This window comes from Flavobacterium subsaxonicum WB 4.1-42 = DSM 21790, assembly GCF_000422725.1.
GTDB classification, from domain to species: Bacteria; Bacteroidota; Bacteroidia; order Flavobacteriales; family Flavobacteriaceae; genus Flavobacterium; species Flavobacterium subsaxonicum.
This window is the reverse complement of record NZ_AUGP01000002.1, coordinates 79339-95382: the sequence shown is the minus strand read 5'-3', so window position 1 is coordinate 95382 and position 16044 is coordinate 79339. Positions and strand designations below refer to the sequence as shown.

18 protein-coding genes are annotated in these 16044 nt (G+C 42.8%); 11 read left to right on the top strand and 7 right to left on the bottom strand.

Going from position 1 to position 16044, the window contains the following annotated elements:
- Window positions 1–8 precede the first annotated feature (8 nt).
- The gene (locus G509_RS0101055) at window positions 9–860 is read right to left on the bottom strand and encodes a ChaN family lipoprotein (RefSeq protein WP_026989835.1); all 852 of its coding nucleotides are present in this window, start codon (window positions 858–860) and stop codon (window positions 9–11) included.
- Between the two features lie 345 nt (window positions 861–1205).
- Between G509_RS0101055 and G509_RS0101050 the strand changes: the two genes are divergently transcribed.
- The 3 genes from G509_RS0101050 to G509_RS0101040 all read left to right on the top strand — a co-directional run bounded on the left by G509_RS0101050 (window position 1206) and on the right by G509_RS0101040 (window position 5140).
- Window positions 1206–2567: a hydroxymethylglutaryl-CoA synthase family protein gene (locus tag G509_RS0101050; protein WP_026989834.1), complete on the top strand. Its 1362-nt coding sequence runs from the start codon at window positions 1206–1208 to the stop codon at window positions 2565–2567.
- A 566-nt stretch (window positions 2568–3133) separates the two neighbouring features.
- Window positions 3134–4129 carry an NAD(P)H-dependent glycerol-3-phosphate dehydrogenase gene (locus G509_RS0101045; protein WP_026989833.1) on the top strand — a complete coding sequence of 332 codons (996 nt, stop codon included), beginning with the start codon at window positions 3134–3136 and terminating at the stop codon, window positions 4127–4129.
- Window positions 4130–4141: 12 nt separating this feature from the next.
- A complete protein-coding gene (locus G509_RS0101040; protein WP_026989832.1) occupies window positions 4142–5140 on the top strand; it encodes a TerC/Alx family metal homeostasis membrane protein in 999 nt (332 codons plus the stop codon).
- Here G509_RS0101040 and G509_RS0101035 read toward each other — a convergent pair.
- Window positions 5137–5643, bottom strand: a complete 507-nt coding sequence (locus tag G509_RS0101035; RefSeq protein WP_026989831.1) for a CvpA family protein — start codon at window positions 5641–5643, stop codon at window positions 5137–5139. The two genes, G509_RS0101040 and G509_RS0101035, sit on opposite strands and share 4 nt — an antisense overlap.
- A gap of 97 nt (window positions 5644–5740) precedes the next feature.
- Between G509_RS0101035 and G509_RS0101030 the strand changes: the two genes are divergently transcribed.
- Window positions 5741–6097 (top strand): hypothetical protein, encoded by a 357-nt coding sequence (locus G509_RS0101030; protein WP_026989830.1) that lies wholly within the window; start codon window positions 5741–5743, stop codon window positions 6095–6097.
- A gap of 191 nt (window positions 6098–6288) precedes the next feature.
- Here the strand turns inward: G509_RS0101030 and G509_RS0101025 are convergent, their stop codons facing one another.
- Window positions 6289–7644 (bottom strand): carbohydrate-binding domain-containing protein, encoded by a 1356-nt coding sequence (locus tag G509_RS0101025; protein WP_131450758.1) that lies wholly within the window; start codon window positions 7642–7644, stop codon window positions 6289–6291.
- 208 nt (window positions 7645–7852) lie between these two features.
- Between G509_RS0101025 and pheS the strand changes: the two genes are divergently transcribed.
- The gene (pheS, locus tag G509_RS0101020; RefSeq protein ID WP_026989828.1) at window positions 7853–8872 is read left to right on the top strand and encodes a phenylalanine--tRNA ligase subunit alpha; all 1020 of its coding nucleotides are present in this window, start codon (window positions 7853–7855) and stop codon (window positions 8870–8872) included.
- A gap of 240 nt (window positions 8873–9112) precedes the next feature.
- Here pheS and G509_RS21220 read toward each other — a convergent pair whose 3' ends face one another.
- Both G509_RS21220 and G509_RS22680 read right to left on the bottom strand, forming a co-directional pair.
- Window positions 9113–9409, bottom strand: a complete 297-nt coding sequence (locus G509_RS21220) for a copper resistance protein NlpE (RefSeq protein WP_051199875.1) — start codon at window positions 9407–9409, stop codon at window positions 9113–9115.
- A complete protein-coding gene (locus G509_RS22680) occupies window positions 9410–9592 on the bottom strand; it encodes a hypothetical protein (RefSeq protein ID WP_051199873.1) in 183 nt (60 codons plus the stop codon).
- 344 nt (window positions 9593–9936) lie between these two features.
- Between G509_RS22680 and G509_RS0101010 the strand changes: the two genes are divergently transcribed.
- The 5 genes from G509_RS0101010 to nadD all read left to right on the top strand — a co-directional run bounded on the left by G509_RS0101010 (window position 9937) and on the right by nadD (window position 13588).
- Entirely contained in the window at window positions 9937–10344 is a 408-nt protein-coding gene (locus G509_RS0101010) for a hypothetical protein (RefSeq protein ID WP_026989827.1), read from the top strand.
- 60 nt (window positions 10345–10404) lie between these two features.
- A complete protein-coding gene (locus G509_RS0101005; protein WP_026989826.1) occupies window positions 10405–10758 on the top strand; it encodes an arsenate reductase family protein in 354 nt (117 codons plus the stop codon).
- A gap of 250 nt (window positions 10759–11008) precedes the next feature.
- Complete coding sequence (locus tag G509_RS0101000; RefSeq protein WP_035738303.1) at window positions 11009–11866, top strand: YicC/YloC family endoribonuclease; 858 nt, start codon at window positions 11009–11011, stop codon at window positions 11864–11866.
- 114 nt (window positions 11867–11980) lie between these two features.
- Window positions 11981–12553: a guanylate kinase gene (gene gmk, locus G509_RS0100995; protein WP_026989824.1), complete on the top strand. Its 573-nt coding sequence runs from the start codon at window positions 11981–11983 to the stop codon at window positions 12551–12553.
- A gap of 450 nt (window positions 12554–13003) precedes the next feature.
- A complete protein-coding gene (nadD, locus tag G509_RS0100990) occupies window positions 13004–13588 on the top strand; it encodes a nicotinate (nicotinamide) nucleotide adenylyltransferase (RefSeq protein WP_026989823.1) in 585 nt (194 codons plus the stop codon).
- A gap of 6 nt (window positions 13589–13594) precedes the next feature.
- Here the strand turns inward: nadD and G509_RS0100985 are convergent, their stop codons facing one another.
- Window positions 13595–14146, bottom strand: a complete 552-nt coding sequence (locus tag G509_RS0100985) for a hypothetical protein (RefSeq protein WP_026989822.1) — start codon at window positions 14144–14146, stop codon at window positions 13595–13597.
- Window positions 14147–14283: 137 nt separating this feature from the next.
- Window positions 14284–14607, bottom strand: coding sequence for a hypothetical protein (locus G509_RS0100980; RefSeq protein WP_026989821.1), 324 nt, complete (start codon window positions 14605–14607; stop codon window positions 14284–14286).
- A gap of 100 nt (window positions 14608–14707) precedes the next feature.
- Here G509_RS0100980 and G509_RS0100970 point away from each other — a divergent pair, with 100 nt between their 5' ends.
- Window positions 14708–16000, top strand: coding sequence for an aminopeptidase P family protein (locus G509_RS0100970; RefSeq protein ID WP_026989820.1), 1293 nt, complete (start codon window positions 14708–14710; stop codon window positions 15998–16000).
- The last annotated feature ends 44 nt before the right edge of the window (window positions 16001–16044 follow it).

Here is a 16044-nt window from a genome sequence, read left to right as displayed (position 1 = left end):
CCTTAGCTTTAATATGTCTTAGTCATATCGGCATCAACAACAATAATAAAATCGGCTTTAGCAAGCTGTTCTTTATCCAGTTTGCTTATATCCTGTTGCGATACCGCAGCTATGGTAACAATTTTAAGGCCTGCTTTTTCTTTGTTCAGGTACCAGTTAATACCCTCAAAATTATCTGAGTGATAAGTGCCGTTATAATGTATAAAAATGGTGCCGGCCTTTACGTTAAGCGCAATGTTGTGTGCCATGGTGGCATCTTTTACTGCCTGAGCCTTAGGTAGGTTATCGCCGCCGTGGCCACCGCTCATTTCCAGCATTTTTACATAACCGGGCAGGGTAGCATCATAAGCAATAGGTAAGGGGGCTATCCACGATTTTTCCTGATCGGTAAGGCTAAATAGCACATCGAACCCTTTTTTATAGACCATACTGGCATAACGGCGCGGAATGTTGGTTGCTATAAAGGGAAAATGTTTTTCTTTAGCAAAGTCGACTAAAGGCTTATAGTCGGTTTTATAGTTGTTCCAAAGTCGGGCAACGGTGTCAAATTTTTTCTGGTCGATAGTGCCGGCAAGGTATTCGTTTAACTGGGGCTGGTTGTCGGCCTCAATCATTTCTGCGCCAAGCACAAGGGGTTTGGTTAGTGCCAGGTCTTTAGTAAGTTCCAGTTGCAGCCAGTGTATTAAAGCGTTGTCGTGTTCTTCGCCAAACAATACAACATTAGCCTCGGCAGCAGCCTTAAGCAGCTTTTTATAGGTAGTTGGCTTACCATCTTTAGTGTACAGTTGATAACCTTGTTTGTCTTGCGCAGTTGCAATTAAACCAATAAGTAAAGCCGCTATAAGAGAATAAAATTTCATGCTATTATTTATAATCAATATGAATAAAGCCGCTAAAGTAAGGATAATGCGCAGATAGTTTGCCACGAATTTTACTAATTACACAAATTTAAAGGGCAGGACATTTTGGGTTTAAAAAATTTGTACTTATTCGTGTCTGAACTTCAGGCACGAATTCCACAAATTTTCACGAATTAAAGATTGCTCTTTAAAAATATTTTCACTCTTAGTAGATATAAAATAGCAATCTTTTAAAAATTGGTGTAATTGGTGCTAATTTGTGGCAAAAAGCTTTATTGGGTAATTAAACCTTGGCGTGCTGTGGCATATTAATCCGTAAATTTGCGTCTTGCAAAATTTAACTACATGACTACCGGAATTGACGCCCTTGCCTACGATATTGCTAAAATACACTTACCTATACGTACCCTTGCCGAAGCCCGAAACATTGAGCCTGACAAGCTTGAAAAAGGCCTTGGGCTTATAAAAATGACTTTGCCCGATGCGCATCAGGACACCGTGGTATTTGGTGCCAATGCGCTGACCCGCCTGATAACAGACAATGCTATTGACCCTGCTGATATTGCCCGTATTTATGTGGGTACAGAAAGCGGCATAGACAGTTCTAAACCTATAGGCTCGTTTTTAGTAAGCCTTATGGAGCAGAAATTTGGTCATAATAGCTTTGCCGAATGCGATACGGTCGACTTTACTTTTGCCTGCATTGGCGCTGTAGATGCGCTGCACAACTGCCTTGATTATATAAGGTTAAACCCAGGTAAAAAGGCTATTGTAGTGGCTACAGATATTGCCAAATACGACCTGGAAAGTACTGGCGAATATACACAGGGTGCCGGTGCTGTGGCTATGCTTATTACCGCTAACCCGCGCATTATAGCAATAGAAAACAACTGGGCGGTAAGTACCAAAGGAGTTTTCGACTTTTTTAAGCCGTACCGTACCATTGCTAAAAAAGACATTACCAATATAGACGCTAACGAACCGTGGTTTGGCAATCTGGAGAGCGTTATCGAAATACATAAAGACCAACCGGTGTTCGACGGGCAGTACAGCAATACCTGCTATACCGACCGTACCCGCGAGGCCTATTATTCGTTTAAAAAACTTACCGGAACCACCGGATCTTTATACAACACCTGGGAGGGTATTATGATGCACCTTCCGTATGCTTTTCAGGGACGACGTATGTTTGCTGAGATCTTTGCGCTTGACGCCGATACTCCGCTACTTACCGGCGATGAAGAAGCAACCGATTACCAAACCCGCATTAGGGAAATTAGCAAAAGTGATGATTATAAGGCTTTTGTTGCCCAGAAATTACAACCTGCCGAGGCAGCTTCGTCTCTCATCGGTAACCTGTATACAGGGTCGGTTTTTATGGGATTTATTTCGGCTATAGCCAAATATGCTGCAGAAGCTAAAGACCTTACCGGTAAAAAGATTGGCTTTTTAGCTTACGGTAGCGGGTCTAAATCTAAAGTTTTTGAAGGCACCCTGCAACCCGGCTGGTATGATGCCGCTACCAACGCGCGCCTTTTCCAAACGTTGGAGCAAAGCCACAGCATAGATTTTGATACCTACCAAAAACTTCATAAAAAAGAACAGCACTACAGCGTTCTTGTCCCCGTTAACGAGTGGGTTTTAGACCGTATAGAGCACGAAATACCTAACCTTACAGGAGCGCGTTACTATAAGTGGGTGGAATAGATGCAGTGGTTAGTTTACAGTGTTCAGTCGCAGTAGGCAGTTTTAGAGTGTTCAGTGTTCAGTCGCAGTTTACAGTTAGTTACTACTGCAAACCGCTACTGAATACTGCTTCTTATTAACATTATATTGCTGTGAACTGTGAACCGTAAACTGAACACTCCTTTTTTGCTTACTGTAAACTGCGACTGAACACTGAACACTTTTTTCTCTTGTGCTTACTGCCTACTGAATACTGCGACTGAAAACTGAACACTGATCTACACTTAACAATACTTTATAACACCCCTGTGCAGATTTTGCTAACTTTGATAAACTATAAAAGGCATCCACGTAAAACATGAATGCCTTTTAAACACCAAAAACAAAAAATTTAACTAACCTTGTAGTAATCCCTGAGAATTAAACAAAATTCTATACAATAACGCTGTGGTCGTAGCATCATTGCATAAAAAGTCATAATAAAATGTTAATGTTTTCTACACTACTGTACTGCAATTAATTAGCCTTTTGGTACATTGTGTTAAATTTGAGTACTTTTGGCATGCAAACAAATTAGTAAACCAAAAATGAGTAATACACCTAAGTTCGCAGTTATAGGCGGTGGTAGCTGGGCTACGGCAATAGCCAAAATGCTTTGCGTAAACGTAGACCAAATAGCCTGGTACATGCGCAACACGTATGCCATTGAGCACTTAAAACTGCAAAAGCACAACCCTAATTACCTGAGCTCTGTAGAGTTTGATACTAAAAAACTTATACTTACCAACGATATTAACGAGGCCGTTGCTTACGCTGATTACGTAATTTTTGCCATACCATCGGCGTTTTTAAGCGATGAGCTGGAAAAACTTACCGTTAGCCTGGACGATAAAGTAATATTTTCGGCCATTAAGGGTATAGTGCCCGAAACCAGCCTTATTGTAGGCGAGCACTTTCACGAAAAATACGACATAGACTACGATAATATTGGTGTTATTACCGGCCCATGCCATGCCGAAGAGGTGGCTTTAGAGCGACTTTCGTACCTTACCATAGCCTGTGGCAGCGAAAAAAAGGCTACCATTATGGCTCAAAACCTTAACAGCCATTATATTAAAACCAAAATATCCGACGATATTGTAGGTACAGAGTATGCCGCCATGCTTAAAAATATCTATGCCATTGCTGCCGGTATGGCGCACGGGCTGGGTTATGGCGACAATTTTCAGGCATTGCTTATGAGTAACGCCATCAGGGAGATGAAGAAATTTATCCGTAAAGTGCATAAAATGAAACGTAACATAAACGACTCTGCCTACCTTGGCGATTTGCTGGTTACGGGCTATTCTATCTTTTCGCGTAACCGTATGTTTGGTAACATGATAGGCAAGGGCTACACCGTTAAGAGCGCCATGATGGAAATGAGCATGGTGGCCGAGGGTTACTACGCCGCCAAAAGCGCATGGGAACTTAACCAGGAATATAAAGCCAAAACCCCAATTATAGATGCCGTACACAGCATTTTATACGAAGGTGGCGATGCCAAACAGGTATTTAAAGACTTAACCGATAAACTGGACTAAAACCATATATTTATGAATCACGACCACCTTATAAACCATCCTGCAGTACTGGCCATATTTGGTGTAACCGTGTTAATAATGCTGTTGCTCGACCTGGGCGTGTTTAACAAGCACAGCCATGTGGTTAGCAACAAAGAGGCCCTGACATGGTCGGTTGTATGGATATCGCTGTCTATGATATTTAGCGGCGTTATTTATTTTGTGATGGATTTTGATGCCTTTACAAAATTTCAAAGTGCCTATTGGATAGAAAAAGCCCTCTCTGTAGATAACCTTTTTGTGTTTATAATGGTCTTCGGGTTTTTTAATGTGCCCAAGCACCTGCACCATAAAGTGTTATTTTGGGGTATTATTGGGGCATTGTTTTTTAGGGCCATCTTTATATTTACGGGCGTAGAGCTTATAAACCTTACGTACCTGCCCGAAATGAATGTTTTTGGCACCAACGTACGCATTAACGTAATACTCTCGTTATTTGGCTTCTTTTTAATTTTTGCAGGGATAAAATCGTGGGCATCGCAGGAAGATGAGGACGAGAACAAAGATTTTTCTAAAAGCCCGGGTGCAAAAATCATCTACCGCTTTTTTAAAGTAACCAAAAATTTTGAAGGCAGCCGCTTTTTTATCAAAGTAAATGGCATGCGTATGGCTACGCCGCTGTTGGTTGTAGTTGCCGTTATAGAATTTACCGACCTTATTTTTGCTGTAGATTCTATACCCGCTATTTTTGCCATAGCACCAAACGACCCTTTTATACTATATACCTCAAATATTTTTGCCATACTGGGTCTTAGGGCACTGTACTTTTTACTGGCCAACTTTATGCACATGTTCAGCAAGCTGCATTATGGGCTGGCATTAATACTCGCGTTTATAGGTGTAAAAATGCTTGTTAGTCCGTTTATACACATCTCGTCGCCGGTATCTTTGGCGGTAGTGGGGGGTATTTTACTTGGGGCGGTAATAATATCGTTTATGTTTCCTGCTAAAGACAAGCATAAAATACTTTAAACCTTTGCCTTATACTCGGCAAACAATTCTTCCAAAACCGGAAAAATAAATTTAGAAACACTTAGCACGGGGTAAAAAAACACTGATTTTTGTAGTGTTTCTTCTTTAGCAAAAGTATTGCCGCCGTTAACCTTCACAAAAAAATTAAGCACTACGCTAAGTACAAGTGTGGTGCGGATGAACCCGAATAACGAACCTAATAACCTGTTTGGCAGGCCAAGGCCGGTAAAGTCGGCCACCTTGGTAAACACCTTTGCCAATAGCGTTATACCCGCCACAACAGCAATAAAGGTTATTATAAAGGCTATAATGGCAGCATGTTTTGGGTTTTCGGGCAGGTGGCCGTCAAAATATTTACCCACATAGCCCGAGAATTTTATAGCCAGGTAAATGCCCAGCACCAACGATACTAACGATGCCAGCTCTACAAAAAGCCCCTTACGGTAGCCGTTTATAATTCCGAATAATAAAAATCCGCCCAGTAGTATGTCTGTAAATTCCATTATGGCAAAGGTAGTATTATGGGCGTAGTATGCAAATAGCAAGGGCAAATGTACATTAACTTTAGAGTTACTATCTTTGCACAATATAAATAGACCAATGTCCAGAGACGAACAACTAAAAGAACGCTGGCAACAGCTTGTAACGATACTATCAGACCGTTTTGCCGACGGCGATACCCTTGACCTCGACGCTATTATTTACCTTATAGGCGTGCAGGAACTGGGGCAGTTTAATAAAAAATTTAAAAAAGACGAGAAGGTTAACCTTATGCACATTGCAATATGCCGCCTGTTAGAGCCTTACGGCTACTACGAGTTTGAGCTGTTTGACGAAGATGGCTGGCCGCACTACAGGGTTAAAGAAGAGCTTCCGCCGCTAAAAGCCGGAGAACAAAGCGTACTTATGAAAGGCGCTATTGTAGATTACTTTTTAGAAAAAGGGCTTATTAAGTAGCTTTTTAACAAGTTAATAAAGCTCCGGAAGTGTGGTGTATGCCGCTCTCCGGAGCTTTTTCTTTTTAAGTGGTAAGCTATTCCAGAGAGATGTACATCTCTCTGGAATAGCTTACCACTTAATTAAACAAAAAAAACCTGTGCCCTTTTAAAAAGAAGCACAGGCGCAACAATATATAGCGAGTTAGTATTTTAGTTAGCCGAAAAATTAGTTACCGTACTGTTTACCGTAAACGAGCCTTTAAGTGTACCTGCTGTGTACGAGCCATCGGCGTAAAGCCCATCGGTAACGCTGCCACTGGCACTGCCGCCTGTGTAAACGGTGTAGGTTTCTCCGGTTGTTAAGGCATCAGACGATAGTACTACCGACTGGTACGTCTTGGCCGGTTTAAACGTAAGCACGTCTTGGCCGCTACTGGTTTGAATATGTACTATAGAATTAGCTGCCAATGTAGACCCAAATGTAAGCTTAACCGATTTTTGTGCCGATGATGCTCCCGGTGCCTGGGCCATGCCACTGCTGCCTGCCGCTAAAAGGTAGCCACCGCTAACGGTAAACGAATTATCGTAATCTATAGATGCATTATCATTAGCCGTTGGGCCATTTACAATTACCGTTCCGCCCATCATCACTACAGATCCATTAGAGTCTATGCCATCGCCGCTGGCGTTAATAAACAGGTAGCCGCCATTCATATAAAAATACTTATCTACAGTGTCGTCATCGCCGGCAGCGTTAAGTCCGTCATCTGTAGATACTAAGTGTACCGTGCCACCATTCATGGTAACTAAAGCGCCTTCAATACCTTCTTCACTTTCGGTAATGTTAATCTCGCCATCATTAATGGTCAGCTGTGTGTCGCTGTGCAGTCCGTCATTTCCTGCGGCAATGGTGTAGGTGCCGCCATCAATCACCAGGTTTTTATCAGATTTAATAGCCGACCCCGCCGATGTTATGGCAAATGTGCCGTCTTTAATAATAATGCCACCATCGCTGGCAATACCCGCATCGGTGTTGCCCTTTACGGTAAGCGACCCGGTACCAAAAACCGTCAGTCGGGTAAGGCTGTATACAGTGCTTTCGTATTCGTTGGTCATGGCATCGGCCAGTGTATTTATGGAGCCCGGCACCAAATACACAATAGCTTTATAGGCATTTTTAATGTAGAGCGGTGCACCGGTGGTGCTGGTAATGCTGGTGCCGTTAAAAAGTAAAAATACCTTCGCGTCGGCATCGGCGTTAACCACAAGGTTGCCGCTATTGGTGGTTCCGGTAACAGTATACGTTCCGCCCTCTGTAATGGTGGCTGTAGTACCGCTAACGGTAACGCCGCTTCCGGTTGCAGAGACCGATGTACCGCTATAGGCAATAACGTTAGTGCTTGCGGTATCGTACGTATAATCGCCTGCTTCGTCTATATTGTCGGCAGCGGTAACCTGAGATATTATATCGGTGGTATCAGTAGTTGTGGAGTCGTCTGAACTGCAGGCTGCAAATAAAAACAGCAGCAGGCTGGCCGGTACAGCTAATAAATTGTGTTTTTTCATGGTACAGTTTTTAATATACAAGTAGCTAACGGCAGTAATTGTGCCTTTAGTGCGGCGTTGCGGTAAAGAGCACAAATGTGTAGGTAAACCATTAAAAAAGGCAGCTGCCTCTGTAGAGATTATAACACCTGCTGTAAAATTATAGAAGGCAAATAGGTGGCATAGCAATTTAAAAATGCCTAAATTTGCGAACTTTTATGGCCCAAAGATGATAGATAAGATAAAGGATTACATAGCCGAAGCGGAAGCTTTTAAGGCGCACACTAAAGAAGAGCTGGAGGCTTTCAGGATTAAATTTTTAGGTAAAAAGGGTGTTTTAAACGACTTTTTTGCCGAATTTAAAAACGTTGCCGTAGAGCACAAAAAGGAGTTTGGTCAGGTTATTAACAACCTGAAAAAAGCTGCCGAGGGTAAGGTTAACGAAATTCAGGAAGCGTTAGAGAGCAAAGAAGACACCGCAGGTGCTTATGGCGATCTTACACGCCCCGGTGAGCCGTTTACCGTTGGCTCGCGCCACCCTATAAGCATTGTAAAGAACCAGATTATTGATATTTTCTCTACCATTGGCTTTAACGTAAGCGAAGGCCCTGAGATTGAAGACGACTGGCACAACTTTACGGCGCTAAACCTGCCGGAATACCACCCGGCACGCGATATGCAGGATACCTTTTTTATACAAACCAACCCCGATGTGCTGCTTAGAACGCATACATCATCGGTACAGGTGCGTTATATGGAAGAGAATAAACCGCCTATCCGTACCATTTCTCCGGGAAGGGTATTTAGAAACGAGGCTATTTCTGCCCGTTCGCACTGTATTTTCCACCAGATAGAGGGCTTGTATGTAGATAAAGATGTATCATTCGCCGACCTGAAACAAACGCTTTTGTATTTTACTAAAGAGATGTTTGGTAAGAGCAAGATACGCCTTCGTCCGTCGTACTTTCCATTCACAGAGCCAAGTGCCGAGATCGATATCTATTGGGGACTTAAAACCGAAACCGATTACCGTATTACCAAAGGTACCGGCTGGTTAGAAATTGGAGGCTGTGGTATGGTAGACCCTAACGTGCTTAAAAACTGCGGTATAGATGCTACTAAATACACCGGTTTTGCATTTGGTATGGGCGTAGAGCGCATTGCCATGCTACAATACGGCATTGGCGACATTAGGATGTTTTATGAAAACGATGTTAGGTTCCTGGAGCAGTTCAGGGCAAGTATATAATATTGAATCCCGCCAATTGGTGGGATTTTTTTTGTGTAAATTTCGCAAAGGCACACAAAGAAGGCACAAAGGCACACAAAGCTAAAGACACGAATTTCAGCAATTTACACTAATTAAGATTCTTGTAAATTGGTGAAATTCGTGTCAAATATTATAACAGTACTGCCTAACAGTACTTCCTGCTTCTCTCCGTGTATCTCGGTGTCTCCTATGCGCATTTCTGTGGTATAGCCTCAAATCTTAAACCTTCTTCAATACATATTTATCCGCAGGTGCACCCTGCTCGTCCTCCCCAAATTTATCAAGCTTTTTAACGCTCTTATCCAGCAGTTTAAACTTCAGGTGGTCGCCTTGGGCATCAAGGGTAATAATTTGGGTAGCCTCATCAAGGTAAAAAGTTCCTTTAAATACACGGGGTTTGGTTTCCTTGTCAATGTATTGAGAAGAAAGCGCATAGTTTTTGTTGGGCATCAGGGTCAGTTCGGTTTTAATTCCACTACAATCGCCGCAAGGCAACGTACCAGAATAGCTACCCATTCATTTAGCGCCCTCAATGGTATCTGTAGCTAACGAATCAGCCGGAGGCACCGTATCCATTGGCGAATCGGGCAATGTACCCTGTTCCTGTTGCTGTACCGATGGTGTTTGTGTTGCTTCTTTTTTGCAGCTTGTGCTAAAACCTATCAGCACAAAAAGACATATAATTTGCAATGTTTTCATAATACTTTAACTTTGTATACTTTAAAGGTACCCAAAATTTGGGTGTAAGGTTCATAAAGAAGTCTTAAACAAAGCAACTTAGATAACAAATTTAACCACAAGCGCCTCGGCGTCACAAGGTTTATACAAAGAAGCACAAGGTTGTAAAGGCACAAAAGAGCACAGGTTATTTTGCAACCGTATGAGCACAAAGCTTTGCGGATGGTATATTCCATGCAGCCTTGTGTTCTTGAGACAACAATGTTGTCCGTTGTGTTCTTTATAATGAAGCCTTGGTGTGCTTAGTGAATACCTTTGCGCCTTTGTGGTAAAAAAATAAGCCCTGATTGATAAATTAACAAACTATGAAAAAAGACATTATTATACCCCAGGTAGAAAACGTGTATGTAGCTGCAGTACAGGAGTGGAACGACGATCTTATGTCTAAAACCTGGTACGCTTACCTGGTAAACGACAGCGATTTTACCCTCGAAACCGTAATTGTGGTAAGCAACGCCAGCGGTATGCTTAACGGCGAAGAGCGCAAAACCTCTATGCTGCGCCACGCCTTTGTTGAGGTACCGCCGGTTACCGCCGTTAAAATAGAAATGATAGAGGATAGCGTGCTGGTACTCGACAACTCGTTTATGGTAACCTATTTTATTGGCAATACCCTGTACGACAAAAATTTTATATTTAAGGCCGGCACCATAAATGAGGCGGATGTAGAAGAAGTACCCGTTATTTGGAAAGATGGCATAATGATAGGCTAATTTTTCACTTTCGGACTTTGAGATTGGCTATAATTGCCGAAAAAAAACTAAAATACACCAATGAAAAAAATATACCACCTTGGCACTTGTGATACCTGCCGAAAAATTATAAAAGCACTACCCAATACCGAAGACTTCGAACTGCACGATATTAAAAAGCAACCCATGACCGAGGCTGAGGTAGACGAGCTAAAAAATAGGGCCGGAAGTTATGAGGCTTTATTCAGCCGTAAGGCTACCCTGTACAAAGAGCGTGGCCTTAAAGACCAGCAGCTGACCGAAGACGATTACAAAAAGCTCATCATGGAGCATTACACTTTCCTGAGCCGACCTGTTATTGTTGCCGGAGACCACGTATTTGTAGGCAACAGCCCTAAAAACGTACAGGCCGCTACAGAGTACCTTTCCAAGTGAGTTATGGCAAGAGCCTGCCCGAATAGTACAGGCGGAGATGCCGCGGACGCCGGCCATACAGATTAACATAGATTCTATATCATAAAATCTGTGTAAATCCGCGTTTTCAATCCGCGTCATCCGTTCCATGAAAACTGCGACTGTAAATTGTAAACTGAACATTGCCCTGCAAAAACTCCCACATCCTAACTAAAAGCAGTTTACATCCACTCGGCTATTTTTATTATCTTTGTTTAATATAACATTCTGAATGATACAATCGATGACCGGCTTTGGGAAAGCATCCCTGCAAATGCCCAACAAAAAAATTACTGTAGAAATTAAGTCGCTTAACAGCAAAGGGCTCGACCTGAATGTTAGGATGCCTTCGGTTTTTCGCGAAATGGAGCTTGGCCTTCGCAACAAGATAGCCCAAAAGCTGGAGCGCGGCAAGGTAGATTTCTCGCTTTTTGTTGAGGTTACCGGCGAAGAAACTTCGGCCAAGATCAACGTGCCCATTGTAAAGGCTTACATTAAGCAAATGAGGGAAGTAGTTGATGGCGATGAGACCGAACTGCTTAAAATGGCGGTACGCATGCCCGATGCCCTTAAAACAGAGCGCGAAGAGATAGACGAGAACGACTGGGCTACCATAGACGGCGTTATTACAGAGGCTTTAGAGAACATCTTAAACTTCCGTGTATCCGAAGGTATATCGTTAGAAAAAGAATTTTTAATAAGGATAGGCAATATACTTAGCCTTATGAACGAAACCGTTGCCCTGGATGGCGAACGCCTGCAAACGGTTAAAGACAGGCTGCACGCCAGTATAGAAGAGCTTAAGGTTACGGTAGATGAGAACCGCTTTGAGCAGGAGCTTATTTTCTATCTTGAGAAAATGGACATTACCGAAGAAAAAGTGCGACTGGAAAACCACCTTAATTATTTTATTGAAACCCTTGCGGGTACCGAAGCTAACGGGCGCAAGCTGGGCTTTATAACCCAGGAAATGGGCCGCGAAATAAACACCATGGGCTCTAAATCCAATCACGCCAAAATGCAAAAACTGGTAGTGCAGATGAAAGACGAACTGGAAAAAATTAAAGAACAGGTACTTAACGTATTATAGGTTTATTGTTTGGGGTTCAATGTTTATAGTTAGAAGTTTAAAGCCGCAAACGGCAACACGAAACCCTAAACCCTAAACGCTGAACCCCAAACGCTAAACCCCAAACTATTTTTAATGAAGAACGGAAAATTACTGGTATTCTCGGCGCCTTCAGGGTCGGGTAAAACCACTATAGTTAAACATTTGCTGGCACACCCGGAGCTTAATCTGGCATTCTCTGTATCGGCTGCCACGCGCGATGCCAGGGCCGATGAGGTGCACGGCGAGCATTACCATTTTATAAGCCTTGACGACTTTAAAAAACACATTAAAGCCGACGATTTTATTGAGTGGGAAGAGGTATACCGCGATAACTTTTACGGTACTCTTAAAAGCGAGGTTGAGCGCCTTTGGGCACAGGGCAAAAACGTTATTTTTGATATAGATGTGGCCGGTGGCCTGCGTATTAAAAGTAAATTCCCTAACGAAACACTTGCCGTGTTTGTTAAGCCGCCAAGCATCGACGAGCTTAAAATTCGCCTTAAAAAACGCAGTACCGAGAGCGAAGACAAGATAAACATGCGCATAGCAAAGGCATCGGTAGAGCTGGCTACGGCCCCGCAGTTTGATACCATTATAAAAAATTACGACCTTGATACAGCTAAAGCCGAAGCTTACGAACTGGTAAAACAGTTTTTGGCAGATTAAGTTGTAGTTTAGGGTTTGGAGTTTAGTGTTTAGAGTTGTTCGAGCGCGGATAACACAGATGCAGGCAAGCGCTGATGTATACTGATTTTTTCACGTGCCGTAATTGCGAGGGAGGCACGACCGAAGCAATCTCAACTGATATATTTTAGGTGGATTTCTTCACACACTGTCATGCTGAGCCTGTCGAAGCCCTATACGCTCAAGGGCGAACAACAATCGTGGCATTCCCCTCCCTTGGAGGGGTGGCTGAAAGCCGGGGTGGTTCGTTTCAGTAATAAATTGCCTTTTCAAAAGCAATCATGTATAGTCCTCTCCCCAACCCCTCTCCTTCGGAGAGGGGTTGGGGAGAGGATAAAAAGATGTGTTCACATGATAGTTTAAAGAAGGGGAATGCCAATCAATACCTAATCATTGTATAATACTATTGCACAATGATAAAACAACAAAAAAATGAAAGTAGGCCTTTACTTTGGTACGTTTAACCCCATACATGCCGGGCACCTTATAATTGCCAACCACATGGCCGAATATACCGGCCTGGATCAGGTATGGCTGGTGGTAACGCCGCACAATCCGTTAAAAAAGAAAAGTACCCTGCTAAGCGACCACCATAGGCTGCAAATGGTTTTTTTGGCTACCGAAGAGTATCCAAAGTTAAAACCGAGTGATATCGAGTTCCGCCTGCCGCAGCCCAACTACACCGTTCATACGCTGGCACACTTGCAGGAAAAATTCCCCACCCACGAGTTTTCGCTTTTAATGGGAGAAGATAATCTCAACTCGCTGCATAAGTGGAAGAATTACGAGGTAATACTGCAAAACCACGACATTTATGTATATCCGCGCATCAATAACCCGGATGAAATTCACCCCGATGTAGCCACCAATGCCCGCATACATCGAATTGATGCCCCGGTAATAGAAATATCGTCAACTTTTATCCGCAACAGCATAAAAGAAGGTAAAAACGTGCGCCCCTTATTGCCCGAAAAGGTGTGGCAATATGTTGTGCACAATCTGTTTTATACGAGGTAGCATAGTTTATTCCTGCTCTTCCACAAAATCATCTTCGTTAAACGGTTCTGCGTGTAGTTGTCCATTTTTTATACTTATTACATAAAAAAGACAAGAGTCGGTATCGGGTTCGCACAGATTTATCATGAGCGGAACAATGCCTGTTTTAGTAGGCTGCCTAAACAGAGCTGCCTGTACAATAAAATCATCATAATATTGCAAGCCAATATGTTTTTTAAATAATTTCTTAGTAACAGTCAGAGTATCTGTGGTGTGCTTATTAATAAGATGTACTACTTTTTCGCGGTAGTAAAGTTCATCTGGCACACCCTGTTCATTTACTGCCGGCTGTTTAAAAGCAATGTTGTTAGTATATTCCTCTATAACTTTTATAGTATCGCTGTTAAGTTGCACGGTGCCTAAAAACTCAAATCTGGTAGTTTCTGGCTCGTAGTGATGCGTTTTGGCAACGGGTATAGTGGTGTCGGGCTTTAATGCAACACTATCAGGTTGTTGCTTTTTGTGCCGGGTACAAGCTGTTAAAAATATAGCCAGTAATAAGAGGCAGAGTTGTTTCATTAATCGGTTGTATTAATTGTTTCCAGTAGGCACTGCAAATATCGGCAAGTTCGGCAATGGAAATCGCTTTTCTGTCCTTACAAAAAATCTTTATGTCTAAAGCCCTTAGGTGTAGTGTGCCACCGGTATATTTTAAGCTAACGTCGTGCTGATATAAATATATAACAGCTTACTTCATTTACTACCTCGCAGGAAGTAATCTCAATATCGCCTTTAAAAATATCTTCAGGGCGTGTTAGTGCGGGCGTGTTATCGATTACCGGAAGTGTCCAGGGGTGCAGTTCCAATTTTTCTACACCTGTAAGTTCAACATAAAACACATTAAATTGTGGGTTTATTCGTTCGGCCAGATAGGTGCAGCCTATTGTAAGCGTTAGTAGTTTATCATCGCCCTCCCAACCCTCAATGCCGCCATCATGAAATATTGAGAATACGTCTTTTATGTTTTCTATTGCTTCCAAAATTTAATGTTTGATGCTATAAATATAAAAATTCTCTCCTGCCGTTTACGCCCTTCTTACTATTATCCTTAATTTTGGTATCGCAATAAAAATTATAATTATGAAATACCATCAGATAGACCGTAACCTGTTTATTAAAAACCGTAAAAAATTTACGGCAGCCATGAAACCCAAAAGCGTTGCGGTATTTAATTCTAACGATATTTACCCTGTTAGTGCCGATAGTACCCTGCCCTTTGCGCAGCACCGCGATATATTTTACCTAACCGGTGCCGATCAGGAAGAGTCGATACTGCTGCTTTGCCCCGATGCCCCTTACGAGCACCTGCGCGAAATACTTTTTTTACGTGAAACCAACGAGCATATTGCCGTTTGGGAAGGCGAAAAGCTAACCAAAGAGCGCGCTACCGATGTAAGCGGCATTAAAAATATTGTATGGCTTAAAGATTTCGAAAAGGTGTTGTTTGAGGTTATGACCTACTGCGACACCATGTATATAAATACGAACGAGCATTACAGGTCGGCGGTGGAAACGCAAACCCGCGAAGACCGCTTTGTTAAGTGGTGGAAAGAAAAATACCCTGCCCACCAGGTAGCAAAAAGCAACCCTATACTACAGCATATCCGTTCTGTAAAAGAGCAGGAAGAAATAGACCTTATTCAGCAGGCGTGTAATATTACAGAAAAAGGCTTCCGCCGAATTCTGGGCTTTACCAAACCGGGTGTCTGGGAATACGAAATTGAGGCCGAGCTGATACACGAGTTCATCCGCAATCGCTCTAAAGGGTTTGCATACGGCCCGATTATAGCATCGGGCAACAACGCCAATGTGCTGCATTATGTAGAGAATAACCAGGAGTGCAAGGCGGGCGATCTGATTTTGTTTGACGTTGCCGCAGAATATGCCAACTATAGCAGTGATTTAAGCCGTACTATCCCTGTGTCGGGCCGTTTTAGCCAAAGGCAGAAGGATGTGTACAACGCCGTGCTTAACGTTAAAAACGAGGCTACAAAACTGCTTACACCGGGCACCTTGTGGAAAGAATACCACGTTGAGGTGGGCAGGATAATGACATCGGAGCTTTTAGGCCTTGGCCTTTTAGACAAAGCCGACGTGCAGAACGAAGACCCTGCATGGCCTGCCTACAAAAAATACTTTATGCACGGCACCAGTCACCACATGGGCTTAGATACCCACGATTATGGGTTATTATACCAGCCTATGGAACCTAACATGGTGTTTACCGTAGAGCCGGGCATTTACATTCCGGCCGAAGGCTTTGGCATCCGCCTGGAAGATAACGTGGTGGTACAGCCATCCGGAGAACCGTTTAACCTTATGGGCAACATACCAATAGAGGCCAACGAAATTGAAGAGCTAATGAATGCGTAAGCATCTCCCAACCATAAAAAAGCCCGGATAGTTTATTGCTATCC